General features: G+C 43.9%; 21 protein-coding genes and 1 tRNA gene. 6 read left to right on the forward strand and 16 right to left on the reverse strand.

All coding sequences use genetic code 11. The features are described 5' to 3' along the window. Positions 1-30: 30 nt before the first annotated feature. The 4 genes from QZY95_RS14110 to dnaE form a co-directional block, all read right to left on the reverse strand. Positions 31-1,803, reverse strand: coding sequence for a hypothetical protein (locus QZY95_RS14110; protein ID WP_290924638.1), 1,773 nt, complete (start codon positions 1,801-1,803; stop codon positions 31-33). Positions 1,804-1,925: 122 nt separating this feature from the next. Continuing rightward, the gene (locus QZY95_RS14115; protein WP_290924640.1) at positions 1,926-2,540 is read right to left on the reverse strand and encodes a MarC family protein; all 615 of its coding nucleotides are present in this window, start codon (positions 2,538-2,540) and stop codon (positions 1,926-1,928) included. Positions 2,541-2,543: 3 nt separating this feature from the next. Further along, the gene (locus tag QZY95_RS14120) at positions 2,544-2,930 is read right to left on the reverse strand and encodes a 6-carboxytetrahydropterin synthase (protein WP_290924642.1); all 387 of its coding nucleotides are present in this window, start codon (positions 2,928-2,930) and stop codon (positions 2,544-2,546) included. Further along, positions 2,923-6,393, reverse strand: a complete 3,471-nt coding sequence (dnaE, locus tag QZY95_RS14125) for a DNA polymerase III subunit alpha (protein WP_290924644.1) — start codon at positions 6,391-6,393, stop codon at positions 2,923-2,925. The genes QZY95_RS14120 and dnaE overlap by 8 nt, the downstream gene beginning before the upstream one ends. A gap of 249 nt (positions 6,394-6,642) precedes the next feature. Here dnaE and QZY95_RS14130 point away from each other — a divergent pair, with 249 nt between their 5' ends. The 3 genes from QZY95_RS14130 to QZY95_RS14140 are packed head-to-tail and all read left to right on the forward strand — an operon-like array spanning position 6,643 to position 8,307. Beyond that, positions 6,643-6,927 carry a hypothetical protein gene (locus QZY95_RS14130; RefSeq protein WP_290924646.1) on the forward strand — a complete coding sequence of 95 codons (285 nt, stop codon included), beginning with the start codon at positions 6,643-6,645 and terminating at the stop codon, positions 6,925-6,927. A gap of 8 nt (positions 6,928-6,935) precedes the next feature. Further along, a complete protein-coding gene (locus tag QZY95_RS14135; RefSeq protein WP_290924648.1) occupies positions 6,936-7,736 on the forward strand; it encodes an HD domain-containing protein in 801 nt (266 codons plus the stop codon). A 1-nt stretch (position 7,737) separates the two neighbouring features. Further along, the gene (locus tag QZY95_RS14140; RefSeq protein ID WP_290924650.1) at positions 7,738-8,307 is read left to right on the forward strand and encodes a class I SAM-dependent methyltransferase; all 570 of its coding nucleotides are present in this window, start codon (positions 7,738-7,740) and stop codon (positions 8,305-8,307) included. A gap of 124 nt (positions 8,308-8,431) precedes the next feature. Here QZY95_RS14140 and QZY95_RS14145 read toward each other — a convergent pair whose 3' ends face one another. The 4 genes from QZY95_RS14145 to QZY95_RS14160 all read right to left on the reverse strand — a co-directional run bounded on the left by QZY95_RS14145 (position 8,432) and on the right by QZY95_RS14160 (position 12,020). Further along, on the reverse strand, positions 8,432-10,423 hold the full coding sequence (locus QZY95_RS14145; RefSeq protein ID WP_290924652.1) for an alkyl sulfatase dimerization domain-containing protein: 1,992 nt from the start codon (positions 10,421-10,423) through the stop codon (positions 8,432-8,434). Positions 10,424-10,544: 121 nt separating this feature from the next. After that, positions 10,545-11,207: an HAD family hydrolase gene (locus tag QZY95_RS14150; protein WP_290924655.1), complete on the reverse strand. Its 663-nt coding sequence runs from the start codon at positions 11,205-11,207 to the stop codon at positions 10,545-10,547. A 255-nt stretch (positions 11,208-11,462) separates the two neighbouring features. After that, positions 11,463-11,735: a hypothetical protein gene (locus QZY95_RS14155; protein WP_290924657.1), complete on the reverse strand. Its 273-nt coding sequence runs from the start codon at positions 11,733-11,735 to the stop codon at positions 11,463-11,465. Between the two features lie 208 nt (positions 11,736-11,943). Next, a tRNA-Met gene (locus tag QZY95_RS14160) sits at positions 11,944-12,020 on the reverse strand. A gap of 191 nt (positions 12,021-12,211) precedes the next feature. Here QZY95_RS14160 and fsa point away from each other — a divergent pair. Continuing rightward, on the forward strand, positions 12,212-12,865 hold the full coding sequence (gene fsa, locus QZY95_RS14165; protein WP_290924661.1) for a fructose-6-phosphate aldolase: 654 nt from the start codon (positions 12,212-12,214) through the stop codon (positions 12,863-12,865). Positions 12,866-12,955: 90 nt separating this feature from the next. On the opposite strand, the gene QZY95_RS14170 is transcribed toward fsa, so the two are convergent. The 8 genes from QZY95_RS14170 to QZY95_RS14205 all read right to left on the reverse strand — a co-directional run bounded on the left by QZY95_RS14170 (position 12,956) and on the right by QZY95_RS14205 (position 23,286). Then, on the reverse strand, positions 12,956-14,128 hold the full coding sequence (locus QZY95_RS14170) for a YibE/F family protein (RefSeq protein ID WP_290924663.1): 1,173 nt from the start codon (positions 14,126-14,128) through the stop codon (positions 12,956-12,958). 83 nt (positions 14,129-14,211) lie between these two features. Then, a complete protein-coding gene (locus QZY95_RS14175; protein WP_290924665.1) occupies positions 14,212-15,696 on the reverse strand; it encodes an alkaline phosphatase in 1,485 nt (494 codons plus the stop codon). 376 nt (positions 15,697-16,072) lie between these two features. Continuing rightward, positions 16,073-16,846, reverse strand: coding sequence for an amino acid ABC transporter ATP-binding protein (locus QZY95_RS14180; protein ID WP_290924668.1), 774 nt, complete (start codon positions 16,844-16,846; stop codon positions 16,073-16,075). 18 nt (positions 16,847-16,864) lie between these two features. Beyond that, entirely contained in the window at positions 16,865-17,947 is a 1,083-nt protein-coding gene (locus tag QZY95_RS14185; RefSeq protein ID WP_290924670.1) for an amino acid ABC transporter permease, read from the reverse strand. Positions 17,948-17,949: 2 nt separating this feature from the next. Beyond that, a complete protein-coding gene (locus tag QZY95_RS14190; RefSeq protein ID WP_290924673.1) occupies positions 17,950-19,332 on the reverse strand; it encodes an ABC transporter permease subunit in 1,383 nt (460 codons plus the stop codon). Positions 19,333-19,503: 171 nt separating this feature from the next. Continuing rightward, complete coding sequence (locus QZY95_RS14195) at positions 19,504-20,511, reverse strand: amino acid ABC transporter substrate-binding protein (RefSeq protein WP_290924676.1); 1,008 nt, start codon at positions 20,509-20,511, stop codon at positions 19,504-19,506. Positions 20,512-20,933: 422 nt separating this feature from the next. Then, complete coding sequence (locus QZY95_RS14200) at positions 20,934-21,842, reverse strand: ion transporter (protein ID WP_290924678.1); 909 nt, start codon at positions 21,840-21,842, stop codon at positions 20,934-20,936. A 361-nt stretch (positions 21,843-22,203) separates the two neighbouring features. Continuing rightward, positions 22,204-23,286, reverse strand: coding sequence for an aldose epimerase family protein (locus tag QZY95_RS14205; protein ID WP_290924681.1), 1,083 nt, complete (start codon positions 23,284-23,286; stop codon positions 22,204-22,206). Between the two features lie 404 nt (positions 23,287-23,690). Here QZY95_RS14205 and QZY95_RS14210 point away from each other — a divergent pair, with 404 nt between their 5' ends. Next, on the forward strand, positions 23,691-24,872 hold the full coding sequence (locus QZY95_RS14210) for an iron-containing alcohol dehydrogenase (protein ID WP_290924683.1): 1,182 nt from the start codon (positions 23,691-23,693) through the stop codon (positions 24,870-24,872). Between the two features lie 194 nt (positions 24,873-25,066). Then, positions 25,067-25,120: DUF2158 domain-containing protein (locus tag QZY95_RS16655; protein ID WP_365971447.1), on the forward strand; the 54-nt coding region annotated here is incomplete at its 3' end.

Raw genomic sequence — 25,120 nt, forward strand, 5'->3', positions numbered from 1 at the left:
ATTTGAAAAAATGGAAGAAACAAAAGCTAGTTACCTATGCTTGTATCTTGCTGAAAAATATATAATGTCTTCCACACTTACAGGCCCATCTGCAAGCTTCAGGCGCATTGCTGGCGTTTCTTTTTTATCCGGCGTAGGTACATAATTATAATATGTTCTGTAGATGTCGATATATTTTTGAACCATTTCAGGGTTGTATGGTGCATAACCATTCCATACACCATTTGCACCACTGGCCGTATGAATTCCTCGCTCTAAAGGCGAGAGCTTTCGGCGTATGCAGTTAAAAAAGCGATCAATGCCACGTAAATTTCCTTTTAGGTATTGATAAGCAAGTTCTTCTTCTGATTCTGTATAATCAGGTACAATTCGAACTACCTTTTTATGCGGTTCACCTTTGGTGCCAAAGGGGTGTTCCCATTCTTCTGTGGTTGGGTTCATTATGCTTAGATTGTACAGCGCCATTTGAACGGCTGCATCTGGGCTATCTTTTAATCCACGGGAAGCCAAAAATTTCTTGTATTTTTGTTTACATTCTAAAACGTAATTGACACGTTGATCGTCTTCAAGTCCCTTATCAAAGATGACATAAAAAGCATTTGCGCGCCTATCTGCGAAGTGGTTTTTAAATGCTGCCATTAAAGCAGCATTAATTCCTGTTTCTCGGTCCATATAAAAATTAAGCTGCCCTGTATGCCCCAATAACTTTTTCAAATAAAAAAAATGGGCATACATAGTATATTCACTGTGTATTTGAACACCATACTCAGGCAGTTGCGCTGAAGATGGAAGAACTTCCAGTAGTTCTGGTTCGACATCTTCCAATGCCAGTGTCAATTTCTTTAGTTCGCTCTGTGTTGAATCTAATGAACCAGATGAGGCAGGTTTAAACTTTAGGCGCTTGCTATAATCATGACTTGTCCACATCCTAGCGTAGCGTCTAAAAGGTGCTTTCAATTTATGGTCATTAATTTTTTCAATTTCTTCATCAAGTTCAGCTAAAGTTAGGGCGGGATCGAAGTTCACATTCATTGCAAATACATACCCAGAAGCATTATCAGCTGACCCTACCCCTTGCAGAACTACATTTCGCTTTAAGAACTTGTTAGGCCAATTGATCACGTAATCCTGACGATCTGTTGCGATATTAAGCTGTCGAAATTTCATCCGCTTCAGTTTGTCTTCACGATAAGAAGAAAATTTCAGACATTGTTCATGAATGAAGTCAATCTTTCTATACAAGGTTTTCGACGTTAACCCAGTAACTTCCCTAAGACTTCTGAATGGGGTTTTAGTCACAATATTTAGGAATACTTCACGGTTTTTATATGACCGTTTTTGTCTTCTAATGACTTTGCCGTTTGTAAAAATTTTTCCGCATTTTCTACATTTATATCGCTGGTCGCCTTTCGCTGTCTTTCCAAATTTATGGTAGTGACTTAAAAAATGAACTGGGATTGCGTTGTTTTCACATTCAGTATCGGGACAACAAAGAAACCGATAAATACGCTCAGGAGTAATACGTTTCAGTTCTTCAGAAATCCCTTGGTTGCTTTTTATCACAGTTCGCTTGCCACATATTGAACATTTTAGTTGTGGATGATCGGGTCTACTGTTGTTCAATGTATAGCTATCACGATTCGTTTCAAATCCTTTCTTAGGACGACCACGTTTTATTGCGTCAACAGCAGCTGGCTTACCAAAATTATCGCAAAATGGATTTTTGCAATGATTCACTTGAATACCGTTGAATTCATTAGGTATTCTTGTGCCGTCGCCATTTGTAAGAAAATTTTTTCCCATAAATTAAGCCCCTGTTATCGTTAGATAACAGGGGCTATATCATAGCTGTTTTAAATTAATCAACATTTATGTCCAACGTCTTGGCCAGATAGGTAGAAGGGGCCTTTTTGTTAGATGAAAGCTTAGAAGGTTTCCACAAACATACGTATGCCGTCTTCAAGCATTTGTACTGCCATAAAGATGAGAATAAGTCCCATCAGGCGTTCTGTTGCTCTAAGTCCACGGTGACCAAGTATCTTGGTCAGTGAAGATGAGCAAAGAAGAATGATTGCGGTAAAGAACCATGATAGGAAAATAGCTGTCAGTAATTCAGCATTACCATGCGGGCTTTCCTGTGAGCGGGCAGCGTACAGCATTACCGCAGCGAGCAAGGACGGACCTGCTAGTAATGGGACTGCAATCGGTACAATAAAAGGATCTTTTTCCAGATCGGCTGAAGAACCGTTGCCTTGCGGGAAAACCATCTTCATAGAAATGATGAGCAGAATAATGCCACCAGCTATACGAAGTGTAGAGTGATGGATATTAAGAAGACCCAGCAGGCTGTCGCCAAGGAACGTGAATCCAAGGATGATTCCAAGCGCGATAACAAGTTCACGCAGCATAATGCGGCGCTGTTGCTTTGGTGTGAATGCGCCAAGCATGGGCAGACACATCGCAGCATTACCAAGAGGATCGAAAATCAGAAAGAGTGTAACAGATATTTCGAAAATGACCTGCCAGTTCAAATCCATCATTGCTTATAACTCCAGATAGGTAGCGGATTGTGCAGCCTTCTCAGAGACAGTTACAGAATAAACGCGTACTCCGTATGACTCTATACGCTTTCCAAGCTCCTGATAGATAAAACGTGCAAGGTTTTCAGAAGAAGGGTTCATAGTGTCAAATGGTGCAGTACAGTTAAGATCTTTATGATCGATAAGTTCGGTAACTTCTTTCAGCTTGTTCTTCATTACCTTGAAATCAAGCAGAATTTCTACATCTTCAGAAAGCTTGTCACCTTCTACAACAGCTTCAACAGCAAAGTTGTGTCCGTGAATATTTTCGCACTTACCATCGTAGTTGCGAAGTGCGTGCGCGGCTGCGAAATCGGAACGCACAGTAAGCCGCCAGATACCATTAGCCATGGACAACTCCTTTCCAATTGGCAAAGTCTTTTTCGAATTGAGGCCCCGGATGAATAGAGTAGGATTCATCGAGACTGAATATAGCATCAGAGTCACTGATCATTGCCCGTACATATACAGGCACAGGACCGTTATGTTTTATGAGAATTTCTTTGAGGTCGGCAATCGCCTGCATACATAATTTATTATGTGGTATGTCAATTGTTGTCGGCTCAAGATTGCATTGGCATGCTTCAGAGAGAGATTCAACCTTTTCACATAACAACTTAATTTCTTTCACTGCATCTTCGTCATCAGTGTCTTCATTGTTTTGTTGATCACTGATTCGTGCTGTCAGTAACAGTGGCTGCTCGCTTTGGAACAACTCTTTTCCCTCTGCGTAAGCTTCAGGGAAAACAACAAGTTCACCGGAGGCCGTGAGGTCTTCAATATCCATGAAGGCCATCTTGCTTCCCTTTTTGGTGATATGTTCTTTCATTGCTGTAACAAGAATCGCACACTTAATTTCGCCACCCTGTTCCAAGTCCGCAGCCTCTTCAAGCGGCTGGAGGTGCAAGCGGTGTAACTCGCGACGGAAAGGCTGTAATGGATGACTTGTGAGGTAGAAGCCAAGGGCATCTTTTTCGAAACGAAGCTTTTGTTCATCATCAAATTCTTCAAGTGATTGTTCTTCGCAATCGAAACCAATGCCGCCGATAACTTTCGGCTCTTCGGCAATCATAGTGAAGAGTGATACCTGATTCGAGTCTTTGTCTTTAGCTTTCTTTTGGGCTTTAGACACGACGTTATCGAGCGCCGCAAGCATGCCGCGACGGGAAACCCCGAAGCAGTCCATTGCACCGCCTTTAATAAGGTTTTCCAATACTCTTTTGGTTACCTTGCGAAGGTTCACACGGCAAGCGAGATCCAGCATGGATTGGAATTCACCATCTTCTTCACGCGCTTCTACAATCTCGCGAATGGCTTCGTCACCAACGGTTTTAATAGCGCCGAGACCGAAGATTACTTCATCATTGTGTACAGTGAACTGACGACGAGAAGCCTGAACATTTGCCTGTTTTACTGAAACACCCATGTCACGGCAGGCTGCAACATACTTCAGTACCTTGTCTTGGTTGCCCATCTCTGAAGTCATGAGGGCAGCCATAAATTCTACCGGATAGTGAACTTTAAGGTATGCAGTCCAGTAGGAGATAAGAGCGTATGCGGCAGAGTGTGATTTGTTGAAGCCATACGCAGCAAACTGTTCCATGAGGTCGAAGATTTCATCGGCCTTTTCTTTGGAAATATCGTTTTCAGCAGCACCAGCAACAAACTTTGTTCGTTCCTGCGCCATCGCTTCAGCAATCTTTTTACCCATAGCACGGCGAAGAAGGTCCGCACCGCCGAGAGTGTAGTTACCGACGATTTGGGCAATCTGCATTACCTGTTCCTGATAGACGATAACCCCATAAGTAGGTTTGAGGCAGTCTTCAAGAGACGGCAACGGATAGATAACAGGAACTTCGCCATGTTTTCGTTTAATAAATTCATCAACCATACCGGAGTTCAATGGCCCCGGACGGTAGAGCGCTAGCATAGCAATAATGTCGTCAAAGCAGCTAGGCTTAAGCATGCGAAGGTAGGTACGCATACCGGAGGATTCAACCTGAAAGATGCCGTCAGTGTCACCGCGTTGGTAAAGTTCGTAGGTTTCCTGATCGTCAAACGGCAGAGTATCTAAATCCGGCTGCGGTTTTCCGGCATAACCGATGTTGTCGACCGCATCCTGAATAACCGTCATTGTTCGAAGGCCGAGGAAGTCAAACTTTACCAGCCCGACTTCTTCAACCTTTTTCATATCAAACTGGGTAACCCTGCCGCCTTTTTTATCTCGATACAGTGGAAGGTATTCCACCATAGGTTTATCAGAGATAACAACACCGGCAGCATGGGTGGAAGCGTGGCGGCAAAGTCCTTCAAGACGTAATGAAATATCAATGAGTTTTGTAACCGTAGGGTCATTACGATAAAGAGTGGCAAGTTCAGGTTCGGCTGCAAGCGCCTTCTGGATTGTCATCTTCATTTCATCAGGAATCAGCTTGGAAATTCTGTCGCCTTCTTGAAAGCTTAGCCCTTGGGCTCTGGCTACGTCTTTAATTACAGCTTTAGCCTTCATTTTACCGAAGGTTGTAATCTGGGCAACCTTGTCTTCGCCATATCGCTCCATTGTGTAACGGATAACTTCACCGCGGCGTCGTTCGCAGAAGTCAACGTCGATATCCGGCATGGATACACGTTCAACGTTCAGGAAACGTTCAAAGAGTAAGTCATACGGAATAGGGTCAAGGTTTGTGATGCGCAGTGCCCATGCCACAATGGAACCGGCAGCGGAACCACGCCCTGGACCAACAGGAATCCCGTTATCTTTTGCCCAGTTGATAAAGTCCTGTACGATAAGGAAGTAGGCAGGGAATCCCATGTCATTAATGACTTTAAGCTCAAGCTCAAGTCTGTCCCAATAAACCTTTTCATCGATTTCGTACGGAATAATTTCAATACGTTTTTTTAAACCTTCTCGGCACATTCGGCTGAATTCGTCAGCCATGGTCATACCTTCAGGCAACTCGTATTCTGGGAAATAGTATTCGCCCAAGGTGAGATTGATATCAATCTGATCGGCAATCTTAACTGTATTGGAGATTGCTTCCGGCACATGCGTAAATGCTGCTTTCATCTCTTCTGGAGATTTATAGTACAGCTCTGTAGTGTCAAATCGCATGCGGCGTTCGTCCTGAACTTTTGCACCTGTCTGGATACAAAGCAGGGTGTCATGCGCTTCTACGTCGGAGGCATTCAGGTAATGGCAGTCGTTTGTAGCAACAAGCGGCAAGCCCGTACGCTTGGAAAGTTCAATGAGTTTATCGTTAAGTTCGTCCTGTTCTTTTAAGCCGTTTGACTGAAGTTCCAGATAGAATCTGTCCGGATAAATATCAGCGTATTCACGGGCTATCTCTTCAGCTTCTTCCATGCTGTTGTTGAGTAAGTAACGTGGAACTTCACCGGCAAGACAGGCGGAAAGTGCGATAAGATCGTCACTGTGTTCGCGCAGAACATCCTTGCTGACACGCGGTTTGTAGTGGAATCCGTTGACACAGCCTTCTGTTACAATTTTACAGAGGTTTTTGTATCCGTTCTCGTTTTTTGCAAGTAAAACAAGGTGGTATCGTTTTTTTGCCATCTCGCCTGTTTTTTCGGTGTGGTCTCCGTGAGAAACGTAGACTTCGCATCCGATAATAGGCTTCAGGCCGGCTTTTTTAGCCATGAGATAAAAATAGACAGCACCGTACATGTTGCCGTGGTCAGTGATGGCAACGGCAGGCATGTTGAACTCAGAAGCCTTTTGACAAAGGTCTCCTAAACGGATAGCGCCATCAAGAAGGCTGTATTCTGTATGGCAGTGTAAATGTACAAAATCTGACATGGTTCGCAACTACTGTGGAAGGTTTTAGAACAGGATTTATAGAATCAGTATTTCGAAATAACTGGTACTATTTTGTATCAACAGAACGTAGCAGAATCAAAACATCGGGACAACTGCATTTCCAAGTCCCGTGCTGTACTCTTCTGAAAAAAATGAAGAATGTTTTTTAGGGTGTACACTTTTGATGTTGTACGACAATAATTCTGCTCCGCAGGGCATTGAAGAGCAGGTGTAATACCGGAGGTTGTAGTGTTTGAAAAGTTCTCATCGTGGGTTCAGACTGTGGCAGAATCCAAAACTTTTGATGAAGCCATAACAAACTTTATTGCGACAAAGTATGGGCAATACGCTCTTATTTTTATATTTTTCATGTTCATTATAATATATCTTCGTGTTTTATTTGGGCCGAAAGGTTTTTTTAGAGAAAAACAGTGGGATGAATGGAACAAAGAAGCGAAAGCCACACGCGATGCCGAGAAAGCGGCGCGTAATGCAGAAGCTAAAATTCAGGCAGAAAAAAAATCTCAACAATAGAAGAAGTCATGGCACAAGATATTGCATTTTATAAAGACTGGTTTGCACAGTACGTTGCGGGCTATGCGCAAGAAGATATAGAAACACAGCGATACTTGGATTTAAAACGTGATCATACACTACGCGTTTTTGAGAATGCGTCGTTAATTGCAGAGACCTTACCGTTGCCGGAACAAACATTGAAGATTGCATTGCTCGGAGCATTATTCCATGATGTGGGAAGGTTCGAGCAGTTTTCTTTGTATCATACGTATAGTGATCGGGATTCAGTTAATCACGGGTATCTTGGCAGTAGAATTTTGCGATCTGAAAACGTGCTTGCTGAAGAAAAAAAAGAGATTCGTCAATCTGTCCGTGCTGTTGTAGCGTTGCATAACCGGCTTGTACTTCCTCGTGCGATTCCACAGCATATTCGGGAAGCAACTAATATTGTGCGTGATAGTGATAAATTAGATATTTTTCCCATTCTGGTTGCAAATTTTATTCATGACGGATCGAAAAATGATGTCGTGACAATGGGGCTGCAAGATTGTCCGTCAGCATATTCTCCTAATGCTTTGTCCAATGTACTGAATGGTGAATCTGTACGATATGCTGAGATGCAATATGTAAATGACTTTAAACTTCTATTATCCAGTTGGGTGTTTAATTTGGAGTTTAGTACTTCAATGCAGATATTGTACAAACGGGGATATATGGAAAGTTTGTTGGATACACTGCCGGATCTTCCTGAAATGAAAAAAGTAAAGCATGCTGTGCGAAACGAAATGCAAAGGGTACTAGCGGGGTATCTTTCTGAAGAGGAATAAGATGAATGCGGTAACATCATTTTTATGGAGAAAAATTGTTGCGAGCACGGTTGAGCAGTCTGTCAGGCTTGTTCGCAAGTCCCGTGCACGAAGTGTATTGATTATAGGTGAGAATACGACATCATTGTCTCACGCCTTGGAACCGTATGTAGAGCGGGTAGAGGTGTTGAATCATAATACCCTTCACACGCAACTTGGACGTTCAGAAAAAGCATTAAGGGAGGGCACTCCTTTTCTTTCTTTTGCTGATGGGGCTTATGATCTTTGTATTGCCAGCTTTGCGCTACATCAGGTTGATCCTGAAGTGTCAGAGCAGATAGTAAGGGAGTGTGTGCGAATTGCTCCCAATGCATTATTGATAGACTTTGCACTGGCGGAGCGAAACATCGAGTTGCCATCCCAGTATTTTTGCTCATTAGCAGAGCAGTTTTTGCACAGAGGGCATTGGGATATCTACAAAAATTATATACGCATCGGGGCACTTCACGGTATTGCCCATCGCGCGCAGACAAGTGAGTTTGCAAATGTAACTATCTGGGGTGGTGGTATACGTTTGTTACTTGTCGGGTAGTGTTAACTTGCCCGCATTGTTTGAATGCTTTGAGCATTTTGAAGCTGTAGGGAAGGCTTATTGCAAACAAGAGTCTGTTGAATATTTTTTAAAGGCACGGTGTAAAGACACCGTGCCTTTTTTGTTAGTTTTTAGCTGGAGAAACATTTGGTGTGATGATGTTGAACCAGAATGGGAAATTATCCAGCATGCCTAGCAAGGCTTTAAGTTTATCTTCATCACCTTTAATAGTGAGTTTTTTGTCTGTTATGGCTTGAGCCAAAGTTGTTTCTTTTAAAAAGACACTGTTTAGAAGTGAACGTGGCATTTCAATCGAAACGTCAGCATTTTCGTCTACACCTTTACGGTTGGTCAAGGCAGAGTTACGTAACTCAAGAACGTATTTTTGGGAAATGTCGGTGAGATGCATGTTGATTGTAATAGTTTTACCCGCGGCTTTTTCAGGGTTCAAACGAATGCCCGTGTAGTCTAACAACATAGTGGTATCTACAGCTCGAATAATATCCGGAGATGCTGTGTTAGGTGCAGGAAGTTCTTTAATTCCGTTACGGAGCTCCTGAGCACCTGTGAGGTAAAAGTTACGCCAAGGGCCTGATTCAGCCTGATATCCGAGTTGTTCTAACGCACTGGCAACAAGTAACCGTGCATCTTTGTTGGTGGGATCTGCAAAAACGACATGGTTACCGACTTCTGCTACCCAGCGATATTCACCGTTTTCATATGCATTCTTTGCTTTGGCGAGTACTTTCTTAGCGCCGCCCATGTATTCAACATATTTTTTTGCGGCTTCTACCGGAGGCAGAACATGAAGAGTTGAAGGGTTACCGTCGAACCAGCCCAGATAGAATACGTATGTTGCTTTTACGTTGTGGTATACAGAACCGTAATATCCACGCATAGCCCAGTGTTGAGCAATTTTTTCTGGAAAGTGCACCTGTTCAGCAATCTGGTCGGGAGTGTACCCCATGTTTGCAAGACGAAGTGTTTGGTCGTTGATATAGCGGTATCCGTCGCGTGCCATTTTTAGATTTTCGATTACGGCTTTTTTACCCCACACAGGCCAGTGGTGCATTCCGTAAAGAACTTCAGCATCTTTTCCCCACATCTGAATAGTTTCATCAAGATATTTTGACCAAGCTAACGGGTTGCGAATTTTAGCTCCGCGAAGGGTATATGTGTTGTGCAGTGTATGTGTGCAGTTTTCTGCTGCAGAAATGGCCTTCAGTTGTTTTATATACCAATGCATTTCAGCTGGAGCTTCGGAACCGGGAGCCATCAGGAATTCAAAATCCAACCCGTCGATGGTCATTTTCTGACCTGTTTCTTTAATGAGGTCTGTAGGAAGGATCAGAGTTACTGTGCCTGTTGACGTGGTGGTGCCGAGTCCGGCTCCAACTTGTCCTTGAGGAGACGGCGGAAGTAAGTTGCCGTACATATAAGTAGCTCGGCGACTCATAGCGTTTCCTGCATAAATATTTTCTGAAACCGCAGCTTCTGTGAAACCTTCCGGCGCAATAATTTTAATCTTACCGTCTTTCACATCTTTCTCATCCACAATACCGCGTACGCCACCGAAGTGGTCAACATGGCTGTGTGAATAGAAAACAGCAACAATCGGTTTTTTAGGGCGATGTGCGTAGTAGAGATCTAGCGCTGCTTTGGCTGTTTCTGTGGAGATGAGAGGGTCGATGACAATAATACCGGTGTCACCCTCAACGATTGTCATGTTGGATAAGTCAGCATTGCGGATTTGATAGAGGCGATCACAAACTTTAAATAACCCGCCTTGCATCACGAGTTGCATCTGTCGCCACAAGCTTGGATTTACTGTGTCCGGAGCCTGTTTTTGTTCAAGAATGAACTGAAAAGCCTTCATGTCCCATACAACGCGTCCTTTTGCATCGTTAATAATGCCATTATTAGGAAGCGGAGCAATGAGCCCTTTAGTAGCGTCTTTAAAATCTTGTTCATTAGCGAACGGTAAAATCTTAAGCCACTGGGCATTCGCTTTTTGAGTAAAGTCGCTGGCGGAGTTGGGCGCAACAGCTGCTACTGCTGCTCCTGATAAAATGGAAATGCTCAGCCAGACAAATAGAATGAGCCGTAAGCCTTTCATAGCACTCTCCTGATAAGTTGAAACGAGGGGTACGCGCGATTATACCTCGCTCGTCTTATCAGTCAGTGATAATTTGGTAAGTCCTGTTCTACGTGTTTTATGCAATAGGCGGGAATGGTAATTAATCAGCTGTCATTTGCAGGAAAAGATCCCAGCAGTCAGTCGCAATAAAGTCTGGATTTTCTGCTTCAAACTCCTCACGTGTCGCTTCTCCGGTACATACTCCAGCGGTGAGGGTTCCAGCGGCCTTTCCTGTGTGGATATCCATAAGATGATCTCCAGTCATGATGGCTTGTTGCGGTTGGCAGCCGACAATAGCAAGCGCTCTGTGAAGATGGTCAGGATCAGGTTTTACAATAGGTACATCGTCGCGGGTGAGGATGACAGGGCAATACTCGTCGACGTCAGGAAAAACAATACGTACTGCTTCGTTGCAGTTGCGTGTGACAATACAGGGGGTGATGTCCCGTTTAATCAGCTCTGAAAGAAGTGTTCTTGCCCATACAAACAGATCGCTTCGCGCAGCGGCTTCTAATTCGACGTCCTTAGCGGCATCAATGGCAGCTTTATCCATTGCGTCAAGAATGTTCAACTTTTCAAGTGAAGCCTGTTTTTTCGCCATATCAAGCCATTCAAGAAGAGGCAGTCCGTTTAGGTCGGGAAGGTTAGGGTATACGAGCTTTACTGCGTCGTGTGCCCGTTGTTTCATTTCTACAAAGTCGATAGTCGGTATTGCCAACGTACCGTCAAAGTCAAAAACAACTGCTTTAAGTGAATGTATCATGTGGTTCCTTGTGTCTTGAAACTCGCCATTTTATGGAGATCGAGAAGTAAAGTGACTGATATATTTTTTAGCGGGCGCTTGTAGCAAGGTCAACAGGTCAATTGAGAGGAAGTCAGCCAGATCTTGTTTGGTAACGTACATTGTAAAACAGTTACTACGAAAATGAACGAGCTAATTAGAACGAGATTCTCGAGAGTTATCGAAAATAAAGAAAGCGCCCGTGTAGCGGGCGTCTAAAGATGACAGGAGTGTTCGTTAGTCGTCAATGATGATTACATCCGGTTCATCATCTTCAATAAAAATTACGTCTGGTTCATCCCGTTCGATATATATTACTTCAGGCTCGTTGCGTTCGATTACCAGTACATCAGGTTCGTCGTCAAAAATGGCATCAAGAAGCCTTTCGTCGTCAGATCTGTCGTCAACTATAATGATGTCCGGCTCACGTTCTTCTACAATAATTATTTGTTCTGAAAACGCTATGGTAGGAATGCTCAGTGTGATGAGCAACGCGAGAAGATATTTCATATGTCCTCCTTGGGTTTGGAGGAAGAAATATCCTGCTTGATGTAAACGGAAAGTAAATATTATAAAAAGAGCTAAAGTAAAGAGGGAACCACGTTGGAGTGCAGCGGATACTGTGTGCACGTTAAAGGGGAGTGGTAGTTAATAACGTGCAGTGTGCTGAAAATAAAAAAAGGTCATAGACCTTAGTCTATGACCCATGTATTTTTAATGGTAGCGAGGGAGGGAATTGAACCCCCGACACTGCGGATATGAGCCGCATGCTCTAACCAACTGAGCTACCTCGCCATCAAAAGCACTCTGTGACCATGTTGTGAACAACGTGATCGCTAAGTGCGAGATGTTTTTTGAATAAAACAGGCGCGAAAGTCAAGCTAAAAAAATAAAAAAGTATGAAAAGTGCATATTGCAAAGGATAGCTGACAGGTGCACAACAATAGAATCCGTGTTCATACTTTCAAACCACACTCGAGGGATATATGGAATTTTTTATTGATACCGCGAGCATAGAAGAAATTAAAACTGCAACAGAACAGGGCTTGATTGATGGAGTCACAACAAATCCTACACTTCTTTCCCGTGAAGGTGGAGATTGGCGGGTTCGTGCAAAAGAGATTTTAGAAGTGGTTAAAGGGCCAGTCAGTCTGGAAGTAGTGGCAGAAGATGCTGCCGGAATGATTGCTCAGGCGCATGATTTGAAAAAAATGGGTGAGAATGTCGTTGTGAAAATTCCAATGACCACAGAAGGCTTGAAAGCTATCAAAGCTCTTTCTGATGAAGGTATCCATACAAACGTCACACTTATTTTTTCCCCATTGCAGGCGTTACTTGCAGCCAAAGCAGGCGGCACCTATGTCAGCCCGTTTATAGGACGTCTGGATGCAATTGGTGACAGTGGCATGAATTTAGTTGAAGAAATCCGGACTATTTTTGATAACTATGGATACATGACAAAGATTCTCGTTGCCAGCGTCCGTCATCCCATGCATGTGCTGGAAGCTGCCTTAGTGGGAGCAGATGTGGCAACTGTTCCGTTTAGTGTCTTGCAGCAGTTTGTGCATCATCCACTTACAGATAAAGGGCTTGCCAGTTTCCTTGGTGACTGGAATAAGCTCACTGGCGGGAAGTGGTAACGCATAAAGACGGCATGTGTATTTATTTCCCTGTGTTTTAAATTGCTGTTCCCGTTGCGGCGGGGACTTTGGGGCAGTTGCATATGTCGATTAGCAATTTTGTGTGAGTGTGCTCAGCTGCTGTTGTGGCTGGGCACTGTTCTTTTTCTTTGTAAAAAGTACAGCGCCGATTGCCGCAGTAAAAGGAGCAACAAGAACGAGCCCGAAACTACCAACAAGCGTTTTAACTACCTCGGCAGCAACATAGAGCATATTAAACATGTTGATGACGGGTACGCCTTGAGCCATGAACGCCATAAGCAGAGTAACATACCCGCCTGAATATGCGAGGAGCAAGGTGGTTGTCATGGTGCCTACAACAGCCCTTCCTACTCTAAGCCCTGAGAAAAAAGCTTGTTTTTGGCTTATCTCAGGGTGTGTATCGACCACTTCCTGTAAGCTTGCTGCAACATCCATTGCTAAATCCATAACAGCTCCGGAGGCTGCTACAAATATTGCTGCAATATAGATGTGGGTAATATTTAAATGTGCATAGCCTGCGTAGAGCAATGTTTCTGAAAAAGGAAGAACTGCGCCATGCAGTTTAAACGCAGAGGTTGCCCAGATGGCAAGAGCACAGCTACTTATCACTCCAAGCATTGCCCCCGCAAATGCCACCGTACCCATTCGACTTAATCCCGCAACCAGAAAGATAATGCTGCCAGTGAGGATAGCGACGATGGCTAGTGCAAGCCAGATCGGATTAACTCCAAGGAGTAAGGAGGGAATGAATATTTTCCACAGAACCAGTCCGGTAAAAATGAAGCTGAGTAACGCTTTTGCACCAGTAATTCCGCCAAAAAGAATAAGTAATAGTGCAAAAAGAGAGAGCAGGGTGATTTCTAAGTCGATTCTGTAATGGTCTTGAGGGACGATTGTATCGATTGAGCCATCTGGCGAAAGCGTCATAACAAGCAACACAGCGTCACCCTGTGAAAAAGCTTTGTCGATATCCAGTCTACCCATGAGCTGGTTGCTGACGGTAAAGACTTCTCCTTTGTATTTACCCTCAGCAAGCTGTACATCAAGGACTTGTACTCCCACTGTGACCAAAGAGTGACGTTGGAGTTGGCTGTTATCTACAGATACAACATTGCCTTTGTATCGTCTTGCTGTGTTATCAACTCTGTCATCAAAAGGAGTGGGGATATACCATAGAACTATTGAAAGGAATAAAAATATGGCAATCAGAATACCATTGCGAGAAGTGGATAGTGCTTTCACAGGTACACCTTACTTTCATCTAGATAAGGGAGGAGGTGGCGGCACAGGGGAGTACCGCCACCTTGGGCTATGGAGTGTCGTTACTAGTTTGAGGCTACGGATACGGCTGGAGTAACACCCATTACTGCCATAATTTTTTTTGCAATTTCCGATTGGTGATAGCTGTTTTTAAAGCTTGGAGCACCCACCCCCATTGCGCTGGTTACAACCGGTGTGCCGGTGTGTTTAAAAGAAGTCCAGGCAAGGCCGGCTTTGTTGTTAATGATGTGTGTAACAGCGACAACAAGAGGATCATACCCACCGTAAAGGATAGCTGCCTGTGGAGAATTGTTTTTAACAAGGTGTCCAGCCATAGATTGCATAAAACCTTCTTGCAGCTTTGCAATTTCGTATGGCTTAAGAACCAGAGCATCTTTTTCTGAATTACCGGAGAATTTAAGACCGAAGTTTTTGGTGATTTGAGGCTTTAGATCTTCAAATGTATTTTTACCATTTGCAGCAGTTTTAAATGGCTCCATCACTTCTTGTGTGAATTTTTCAAAAGAAACTTTCTGGGCTGCCAGTACGTCGAAATGACTTTCATATTTTGTGCCTGCAAAACCTAATGTCATACCGCCGGTTTCGTGGTCGCCCGTTACTACAATAAGTGTTTCTTCCGGATGTTGTTTGTAAAATTCTACAGCTTCCTTAACGGCATTATTGAAAGCAACGGTATCCATTACGGCTGCTTTTGCATCGTTTGCATGACATGCCCAGTCTATTTTTCCGCCTTCAACCATCATGAAAAAGCCCTTAGGATTGTTCAGGAGTTCGATTCCTTTCGCTGTGAATTCAGCAAGGGATATATCCTGTGTGCGACGATCAATTTCATATGGGGTTGCACCGGAGTCTTGTAACCATTCGTTGTATGCGAGTACTTTTTTGTTGTTGGAAGATAAGTTTTCAAACTCACTGCGGTTGGAAACAATTTTATAGCCGGCTCGTTTAATAGCGCTAAGTGCGTCGCCCTTGGACGTTACTCCCTTACGGGTGCCTTTGGGGTCTTTAAGCCCGCCACCAGCAAAGTAGTCAAATCCGGAAGTCGCTAGAGCATGATCAATGTAGTGGTACTGTGAACGCTTTGGAACATGAGCATAGAAAGCGGCTGGTGTTGCATGGTCGATAGAGACGCTGGAAATAATACCTACTTTTTGGCCTTTATCGCGTGCGATCTCTGCAATGGTCTTTACGTGTTCCCCCTTGGGAGACATGCCGATCATACCAATATTTGTGATTTGACCGGAACTCATGGCCGTTGCGGCGGCAGCCGATCCGATAATGAAGCGATTGTTAGCTTGTGTTGTTGTGATTCCCTGAACCGGAAAGTCGTCAAATACAAGTTTTTCACCTGTGATGGCTTCTGTGGACATTTTCTGAGCTATGCCCATGCCGTCACCAATAAATAGGAAAATATATTTTGCTGTTTTTCCAGAATAATACTCACCTGCACTGCTTAGTGAGGCAGAAGCGGCGAGAATAATGAAAGTGCATAACAGTATTGAAAATGAACGCATTGTTGAAAAACGCATCACGTACTCCTTACGTGTGTTAATATGACAAGAATTCGTTGCTGCGGGTACTGACGACGAATGCTCGGGGCTGCATCGGGCATTGCCATGAACTGATAATTACCTAAAAGTATTGCGACTTTTTAGCAGTGGTTCTGTTACTGCCTGATGACACGTAGGTATCGTTTTTATGTTTATTGTTAAGGAGTTGTGACGGCTTTGATGATATAAAAAAGAGGAGAAGCATAGTAGCTTCTCCTCTTTGCTGTTTATTGCTGGGAGTAGAGGGGGGGGACGCTCTCTTCGAGAGGTCGATTATGTGGTTTACTGAACCTGATACTTGAATTTTGTGTAGCCAAGCATGGTTGTTACAGATCGAACCTTGTAAGAACGTTTTTTAGTGGTTGAGAATTTGCTCAAGAAATGCGCGGCAGCGTTCTTCTCTTGGATTTGTGAAGAATTCGTTAGCCGGAGCATACTCGACAATCTGTCCACGATCCATAAATACCATGGTGTCAGCGACCTCACGTGCAAAGCCCATTTCGTGAGTCACACAGATCATGGTCATACCTTGGTCTGCTAATTCACGCATTACATCCAAAACTTCTTTAATCATTTCAGGATCAAGTGCAGATGTAGGTTCGTCAAAGAGCATTATTTTCGGTTGCATGGCAAGGGCGCGGGCAATAGCTACTCGCTGTTGCTGACCACCGGAAAGCTGTCCGGGGAATTTGTTTGCCTGTTCTCCAATGCCGACGCGTTCAAGGAAGGTATACGCAATTTCTTCAGCTTGCTTACGAGGCATTTTCCGAACCCAGACCGGGCCTATGGTTACATTGTCTAGAATAGAAAGGTGTGGAAACAGGTTGAACTGTTGGAAAACCATACCAACTTCGCGACGGATAACTTCAATATTTTTTGTATCGTTGGTCAGCGTTGTGCCATCAACAATAATATTGCCTTCCTGATGCTCTTCAAGACGGTTCAGGGTGCGGATAAGTGTGGATTTCCCGGAGCCGGAAGGGCCGCAAATAACAACTTTTTCTTGCTGGCGAACCTGAAGGTTGATGTCTTTTAATACATGAAACTGATCATACCATTTGTTTACTCCATCCATTTCAATAATGACGGAGTTATCAGAAAGGTGTGTCGCGGTATGTACTTGACTCATAATTATATCCTTACATGTCTACTTGGACGCGTATTTCTTTTCTAGATGCTGACTGTAGCGGGAGAGTGAGTAGCAGAGAATCCAGTACCAAAGTGCTACGAACACATATGCTTCCTCCAGTCTGCCAAACCATTTCGGGTTGGACGTGGTTGCAAAAGCAATCTGCAACAGATCGACTAAACCTACAATACCGACCAGTGATGTGTCTTTAAGAATACCGATAAAGTTGTTCACCATTGGTGGAATGACAATACGCAATGCCTGCGGCAGGACAATCAGCAGAGTTTTCTGCCAATATCCCATGCCGATAGCATCTGCTGCTTCATACTGTTCCTTTCCAAGTCCCTGCAACCCACCGCGGATGTTCTCTGCAAGATAAGCAGAAAAGAACATGGTGATGCCAACCATGGCTCGCAGAACTTTGTCCAGTTCCATATCAGTAGGCAAAAATAGTGGTAACACAACAGAAGCCATAAAGAGAATTGTGATAAGCGGAACACCGCGAACCAGTTCAATATAGGCTACACAAAAGGATTTTATAACAGGCATGTCAGAACTGCGGCCAAGAGCCAGTAGTACGCTTATTGGAAATGCAAACAGCATCGCAACAGAAGCAAGAATGAGGGTGAGCATAAGCCCGCCCCAATAGTGGGTATCGACAACTTCCAAACCAGTAAAAAATCCACCATGAATAATCAGAAAAACAGCAATGGGAGAAAGTCCCCATAATGTATAGAGCCACTTGGTGCCGCGAAACTTACGTACCAAGGTAAGCATTACAAGCGAAAGGACAATCAGCAGAGCAACTGCCGGACGCCAGCGGTGTTCTTCCGGATAAATTCCGACCATAAACACTGGCCACATGTCACGGATAAAGCCCCATGCTGCTCCTGAGTACTCTTTAGCAACAGTAGGGTCCAGTGTAATCGTGGCATTGATAATTGCCCATTGTACAAATGGCTTAATTGCAGAAAAAATTGCCCATCCTGCAAAAATGGTCAGCAGTGCGTTGTACCAAGGGAATAGCAGATTTGAGCGAATCCAGCCGAGAACTCCCGTTTTGGTGACTGGTGGGCGACGGTCTATAATTTGTTCAGTCATATTTACCGCTCCACGAGTTTTATTTTAGCGTTGTACCAGTTCATACCAAGCGAGATGAGAAGCGATATGGAAAGGTATACGCCCATCCAGATGCCTACAATTTCAACAGCCTGACCGGATTGGTTAAGGATTGTTCCGCCCACACTGACAAAATCAGGATACCCGATGGCAACAGCCAATGAACTGTTTTTTGCAATGGCGAGGTATTCACTGGTCATTGGCGGTACAATGATTCGCATAGCTTGCGGCAGGATTACCAGACGCATTACATGGCGCTCTTTAAGAGCCAATGCTCTTGCTGCTTCTCGTTGGCCGTTTGAAACAGCCTGAATGCCGGAACGGATAATTTCAGCGTTGAAGGCGGAAACATATACGGTAAGTCCTACAAGAAGTGCAGTGAATTCCGGTGTGAGGTCAATTCCGCCACGGTAGTTGAAGCCTTTGAGAACTGGGTACTCAAAGGTGAACGGAGTGCCGGTGGTAAGCCAAGCTAACGTTGGAAGTGCTACAAGCAGCGCAATCGACGGCAATACAATTTTACCCGGTGTTCCTCGTTCGTTTAACAGCCTGATGGAGCGTCTGTAGATAAAATAGATACCGATAAGAGCTGCGCCTATTGCAAGGCAGAAAGGCCATGCGCCGGATTGTGCCACAGGCGCAGGAAGGTACAGTCCTCGTTTGTTGAGGATAAGCCAGCCGCCGATATCAATGGATTTTCGTACAGAGGGAAGTTGCTGTAATACAATGAAGTACCAGAAAAACAATTGCAGCAGTACAGGAAGGTTTCTGTTTAGTTCAACATACCAGCTGCATAGTTTACTGATAAGCCAGTTGGGAGAAAGTCGTCCAAGAGCAACAAATAAACCGAGAATTGTGGAAAAAATGCAGCCGAGGATAGTCACTTTAATGGTGTTTGCAAAACCAGTAAGCAGCGCTGTCACATAGCTGGAAGATTCTGTGTAGCGGATAAAGCTGATGGAATCACTTCCTAAAAAAAGGACTAAAACAGGAATAATACCCACAAGGGTAATTACAGCAAATACAGATTTGTTACTTGCTGTGATTGTTGTGTCGTTTTTCTTAAGCCATACAGCGATTGCTCGTGATGCAAATAATCCAACAATAAGTGCTGCAATAAACCAGAGAAATCCACCCTGCAGAACCGGCAGGGGAGGTGTCTCGCCAATGTTGAATCCAGCTTCGTTTTGTAAAAATCCAAAACCGGAGCCGATTCCGCGCTTTTCAAGGTTCGCCAATGTGTTTTGATACATGGTGAACGCAACCCACAGTAAGCCCCCGAGCATGATGAATTGATATATCCATGCACGAATTTGCGGGTTTCTCCAGAAAGGTACGCGTGCCTTTTCATGTGCGTGTTGTGACATAATAATAAGAAAAGCTTGTGTGTCGTAGAGAAGAAGAACTGGATGAGCGCAGCAGTTCTTATGGGCGGAAGGCGGAAATCCAAGATGACTTGAGCGCAGCTTCCGGCATTACAGAAAAAACTGCCAGACAGATCAGGATCTCCTGATCTGTCTGGCAGTTTTTATGTTTTATTAACGGAAAGGAGGAGCGTAAATGAGGCCGCCTTCATTCCACTGTTTGTTGTAGCCGCGCTCGAGACGAAGCGGGGTATTGATACCAAGGTTGCGTTCGAAGATGTCTCCGTAGTTGCCTACAGTTTTAATGATACGCACTGGTGCATCTTTATCGAGGCCGAGGTTCTGCCAGAGTGTACCTGTGACACCAAGCATACGCTGCACTTCAGGGTCTTTGGTTTCTTTCGAAACTTTCTCAACATTTTCAGCAGTAATACCTTTTTCTTCTGCAGCCATTGTGAGCCAGATTGTCCAGCGTACAATGTCGCCCCACTGGTTGTCGCCGTGGCGAACTACAGGAGCGAGCGGTTCTTTGGAAATAAGTTCTGGAAGAATGATGTGTTCTTCAGGTTTTTCCATAAGGGAACGCTGAGCAGCAAGACCGGAGACATCTGTTGTGTGTACGTCGCAGCGGCCGGTGTCGTATGCTTTACGTACGTCAGGCTGTTTATCGAACACAACAGGAGTAAATTTCATGTTATGCTTGCGGAAGTAGTCAGCAACGTTAAGTTCAGTTGTGGAGCCAGTCTGAAGGCAGATGGTTGCACCATCCAGCTCGCTTGCTTTGGTGATTCCCAGCTCTTTACGAACCATGAGGCCCTGACCGTCGTAGAGTGTCACAACAGTGAAGTCGAGACCAAGATTGGTGTCACGGCTCATGGTTTGAGTCGTGGTACGGGAAAGCAGGTCAATTTCACCGGACTGAAGGGCAGGCAGACGCTCTTTAGATGTGAGCGGGGTGTATTTTACATCAACATTGGTTGCAGCACCTACAGCACGGCAGAAATCAACATCAAAGCCTATGCGTTTGCCGGAACTATCTAAAGCAGAGAACCCGGGATTTTCAATGTGAGTACCGCATTTAAGGTAGCCACGCTTTGTTACGTCCTGAAGGGTGGAAGCAAAAGCACAGGATGCAGTAAGAACAAAAGCAAGAACGAGAGCCAGAGTGCGTGTTGTACGCATGGTAAAAACCTCCCATAAAAGAAAGAAAGAGCATGCCGGAATGTGAACGGTGTTCATATCGCGGCGTCAGCTTACCTTAACCAGTTTTTTCTGTTTAGCCACCGTTGTGCTGGTGTGTTAAACAGGGCAACGCTATTTGAATCTGCTTATGGCAGAGACTGTTTTAGGGTAAATATAACGGAGTGAAAGGCTTGTGACAGCGCTTTTGCACCTGAGGGGAAGGCTTCACGCTGTTTGGGGTATGTCAGGGTATATAATGATAATTATATGCGTGGCAGTACAAAAAACTATTGCAGTTGAAATAGGTACAACGCAGTGAAGACGCTTCCGAAGAAACAACCTCTTTATATTACAAGAGAAATTACGCCTGTGCAATAGAGTTTATAAACAATGCTTGTTACATTGTTACATAAGTCTGCGCATTACTCCCATCCTGATTCAGGATCAATGCCTTGTGGTAAGTCATTGTCATTAGCTTGAGTGCCGGAGTCTATCTTGTCGAGTACAGGGCCAGTTCTGTTTGCATATGTTTTTTCGTCTTTTAGGTCTTGTAGCATCTGTTCCATTCTGTGTAATCGTGCTTCTAGATTTTCGGTCTGATCTGAAACAAGTTGATCAACGAAAACAGCATTAAGCATTGAAAGTCCTAAAATTCCACCGATGACAACGGCGATAATAAAGAATCCTCGAACAAGCATTATCCAGCCTAAGCTGTCCGAGTCTTTAATAAGCAAGTCTGGAACCATGGGCCAGCCGTCCATCGTAAATACCTGAAAGATTGCGTACGCGCTTTTTATTGGGTTGCCGAAATATTCAGGTGATGTTTGTCCGAATAGGTATGTAGCCCCGACTGCTGTAATCGAAAGAATGAATAATAGTGCTAAAAAAACTCCTATTGATGCATTAAGCGCTCTTCCTATGCCCGTTATCAAGCGCTCTCTATGCGGGATAAAGTAGAGCAGTTTGAATATGCGTATTAAACGGGCAAGACGTAACATGAGAATAAAATTGAAGTGCCCCATTGGGTAGAACGGCGCTAGAAGAACAGGGGTTGAAATGAGAACTATAATGAAATCGAATTTGTTCCAGTTGTTTTCAAAGAAAGTTCGCCATGTGAATCGGTGGATACGCATAGCAATTTCAACAATAAAGAACAGTTCACAGCTGATATCAATCCATGTGAGCCACTCACTGGCAAACATTTCGACGTTACGGAAGGCCCCAAGGGTAATTACAACGGCATTAATAATGATAACCACTGCAACAAGTTTGGATATTTCGTGTGGCTCGTCTGCGACCACGGGATTGAGTGAGTCTTTGTAAACTGTCACGCAGAATATCTCCTTTTGCCGAAAAAGCTGGGAAGAGCATCAACCTTAAGTGTGCTGTGATAGAACGGTTTTTTTCAAGGATTATCTAAAAAGGACCGTTAGGATGAGATATGTAATAAGACGGCGCAGGAGATGCTAATCATTTGCAGCAGAGTGAACTCAGGTATGCTGTATGAGTAGATATGGAGGCGCCGATGTTACGTGAAGTTATGTGGGCTATTGCAACAATGTGTTTTTTGACGGCGGTCTTTTTTGCAGGGCTGGTTGCCTTATGGCTTTTGCCATTTGTACTTTTGTTCATGCTCCTTACGCGTCGTTTCTAGCGTGTAAAAAGCCACGGTATGTACCGTGGCTTTTTTTACTATAAATTGCAGGTGGTGATTACCTTGTTGAAGATGTATTTTGTTTTTTGGGTGTAAGTTTGTTCCGGAAGCAAAACTGTTGTTGGGAAATCAGGTCGGTTCGGTGAATTTGGAAAGTGTTGTGCTTCAAATGCGACTGCACCATGCTTGGGAGTAATAATGCCTTTTCGGAATGGGGTTACTCCATCAAGGTTATTTGCTGTATAGATTTGAATTCCTGGTTCGGTGGTTGCAATGCTGATGCTTCGTCCAGTGTCAGGGTGAGTGAGCATGGCTGCAAGACGGAGAATATTATCATGATCTTTTGAAAGCACGTACGTATGATCAAATCCTCCGGCTGCAGTAATCTGCGGATCTTTTTTATAGAGTCTGTCACCGATAGTTGTCGGAACAGTTAAATCCATGACTGTTCCAGAAACAGGCTGAGGGGCTTCCTCCAGAGGGATACACTCTTCACTGATTGGTATGTAGTCATCCGCATGCACGGTGAGCATGTGGTCAGAAATGTCAGATCCCAGATTGCCGGATAAGTTGAAGTATGAATGGTTTGTGAGATTCACAACCGTTGCTGCATCGGTAAATGCTGAATAATCAATTGTTAATGTGTCTGAAGTATCAAGAGTGTAAGCCACTTGTACTGACAGCGTTCCGGGGTAGCCCATGTCCCCATCAGGAGAAATGTGTTGCATAATCACGGATGCACTCTCTTCATGTTCAACAACGTGAGCGCTCCAAACGTATTTATCAAACCCTCGAGTGCCGCCGTGGATGTGATTTTTACCATTATTTGCTTCCAGATGATAACATGTCCCACCAAGTCTAAAGGCTGCACCCTCTATTCTATTTGCATATCTTCCGACAATTGATCCGAAGTGATGATTTTTTGTCAGATATTCTTCCAGAGAATCAAAGCCGATAGTGATGTCACCTGTGTTTCCGGCGCAGTCCGGTGTCGCAATACGTAATAGTGTTGCGCCATACGTAATTAACTCTACAGTTATCCCTTTGTTGTTATTGAGGGTATACCTCTCCACAACCTCTCCAGAGGGGGTAACCCCAAAGGAATCAATTGTTACCTTCATACTGCCTCCAAAAAATGCTGCAGAACTATGACTAAGAGCGTACTCAAGGTTTTGTTTCTGGGTAAGGATTTTTCTTACCGATGATGAAAGGGCGGTTGTGAATGTCAAAATAAACATTTTTGTGATTTTTATAACAAAGTCTGCGAGCGCTTGCTGGATAGGGGGATTGAAGGAACTAATCTAGTCTAGTTTGTTGGTGCATTATTTGTGAATAAAAGAACATTCTTTTGAATTGTCACCGTTTTCAAAAAGTGTGTCATGGGTCGTATTGTGAGTAAAAAGCTTTTGTTTGTGAGTGATAGCGTCAGTATGTATTTTTACACTACGACACAGGTTATCTACTTCGCGGCGTAGCGAATGTAATAACAATTTTCATACACTGAGACTTACTACGGAGATGTCAAATGGCTGTACGTGAAGAAGTGAATGGATTCTATATTCCAAGTGTTACTTTATTAGGAATTGGCGCACACAAAGAAATTCCAGCAAAAATTCGTGCTTTGGGTGGTAAAAAGCCTCTCTTGGTTACAGATAAAGGCATTACTGCTGTAGGTATGACACAGCAGATTGTTGACTTGCTTGCATCTGAAGGCATGGATTGTGTTGTTTTTGATGAAACAATTCCTAACCCTACAGACACTAACGTTCATGACGGTGTTGATGTATACCGTAAAGAAGGCTGTGACTCTCTGATTACCCTTGGTGGCGGCAGTGCTCACGATTGCGGTAAAGGTGTTGGCCTTGTTGTTGCTAATGGTGGCAAAATTCATGATTATGAAGGTGTTGATAAATCAACTAACCCGATGCCTCCATATGTTGCTGTTAACACAACAGCAGGTACAGCTTCAGAAATGACTCGTTTCTGTATTATCACAGATACTTCTCGAAAAGTTAAGATGGCAATTGTTGACTGGCGTGTAACACCGACAATTGCTCTTGATGACCCAATACTTATGATCGGCATGCCTCCTTCACTTACAGCTGCTACCGGTATGGATGCACTTACCCATGCTGTTGAAGCATATGTTTCTACTGCTGCAACCCCTCTTACAGATGCTTGTGCAGAAAAAGCTATTAAGCTTATCGCTAAGCATCTGCGTGCTGCTGTTGCTAACGGTAAAGATATCGAAGCACGTGATGGAATGTGTTACGCACAGTATCTTGCTGGCATGGCGTTCAACAACGCAAGCCTTGGTCATGTTCATGCCATGGCTCACCAGCTTGGCGGTTTTTACGATCTTCCACATGGCGAATGTAATGCTATCCTTCTTCCACACGTTGAGAAGTTTAACATGATTGCTAAGATGGAACGTTTTGCAGATATGGCTGTATGGTTAGGTGAGAATATTGATGGCCTCAGCACACGTGAAGCTGCTGAAAAATGTTTGAAAGCTATCCGTGAACTGTCAAAAGACGTTGGTATTCCTGACGGTCTGATTGCTCTTGGCGAGCGCTACGGTAAAAAAGTGAGCCCGGCAGACATTCCGACAATGACTGCAAACGCACAGAAAGATGCTTGTGGCCTTACAAACCCTCGTTGTCCTACCGATCAGGATGTAATGGAAATTTACGAAGCTGCCATGTAGCAATCTTCTTAAACATACTATTAAAGAAAAGCGGAGGGATTTTCCCTCCGCTTTTTTTGTGTGTATAGTAGATAGAGATTGGAATGCTTGTAGGAACAATGCATACATTATATAGTCTATGCAAGACAGATAATATGCATACGCGTAAGGGAAAGGTTTATTGAGCAAATCGGAATAAACTATCCGGAGGCACTATGACATTTGTTGCTGGAGATGTTATTCAGTTGAAATCTGGTGGACCGGAAATG

The organism is Halodesulfovibrio sp. (assembly GCF_015482765.1).
Lineage (GTDB): Bacteria > Desulfobacterota > Desulfovibrionia > Desulfovibrionales > Desulfovibrionaceae > Halodesulfovibrio.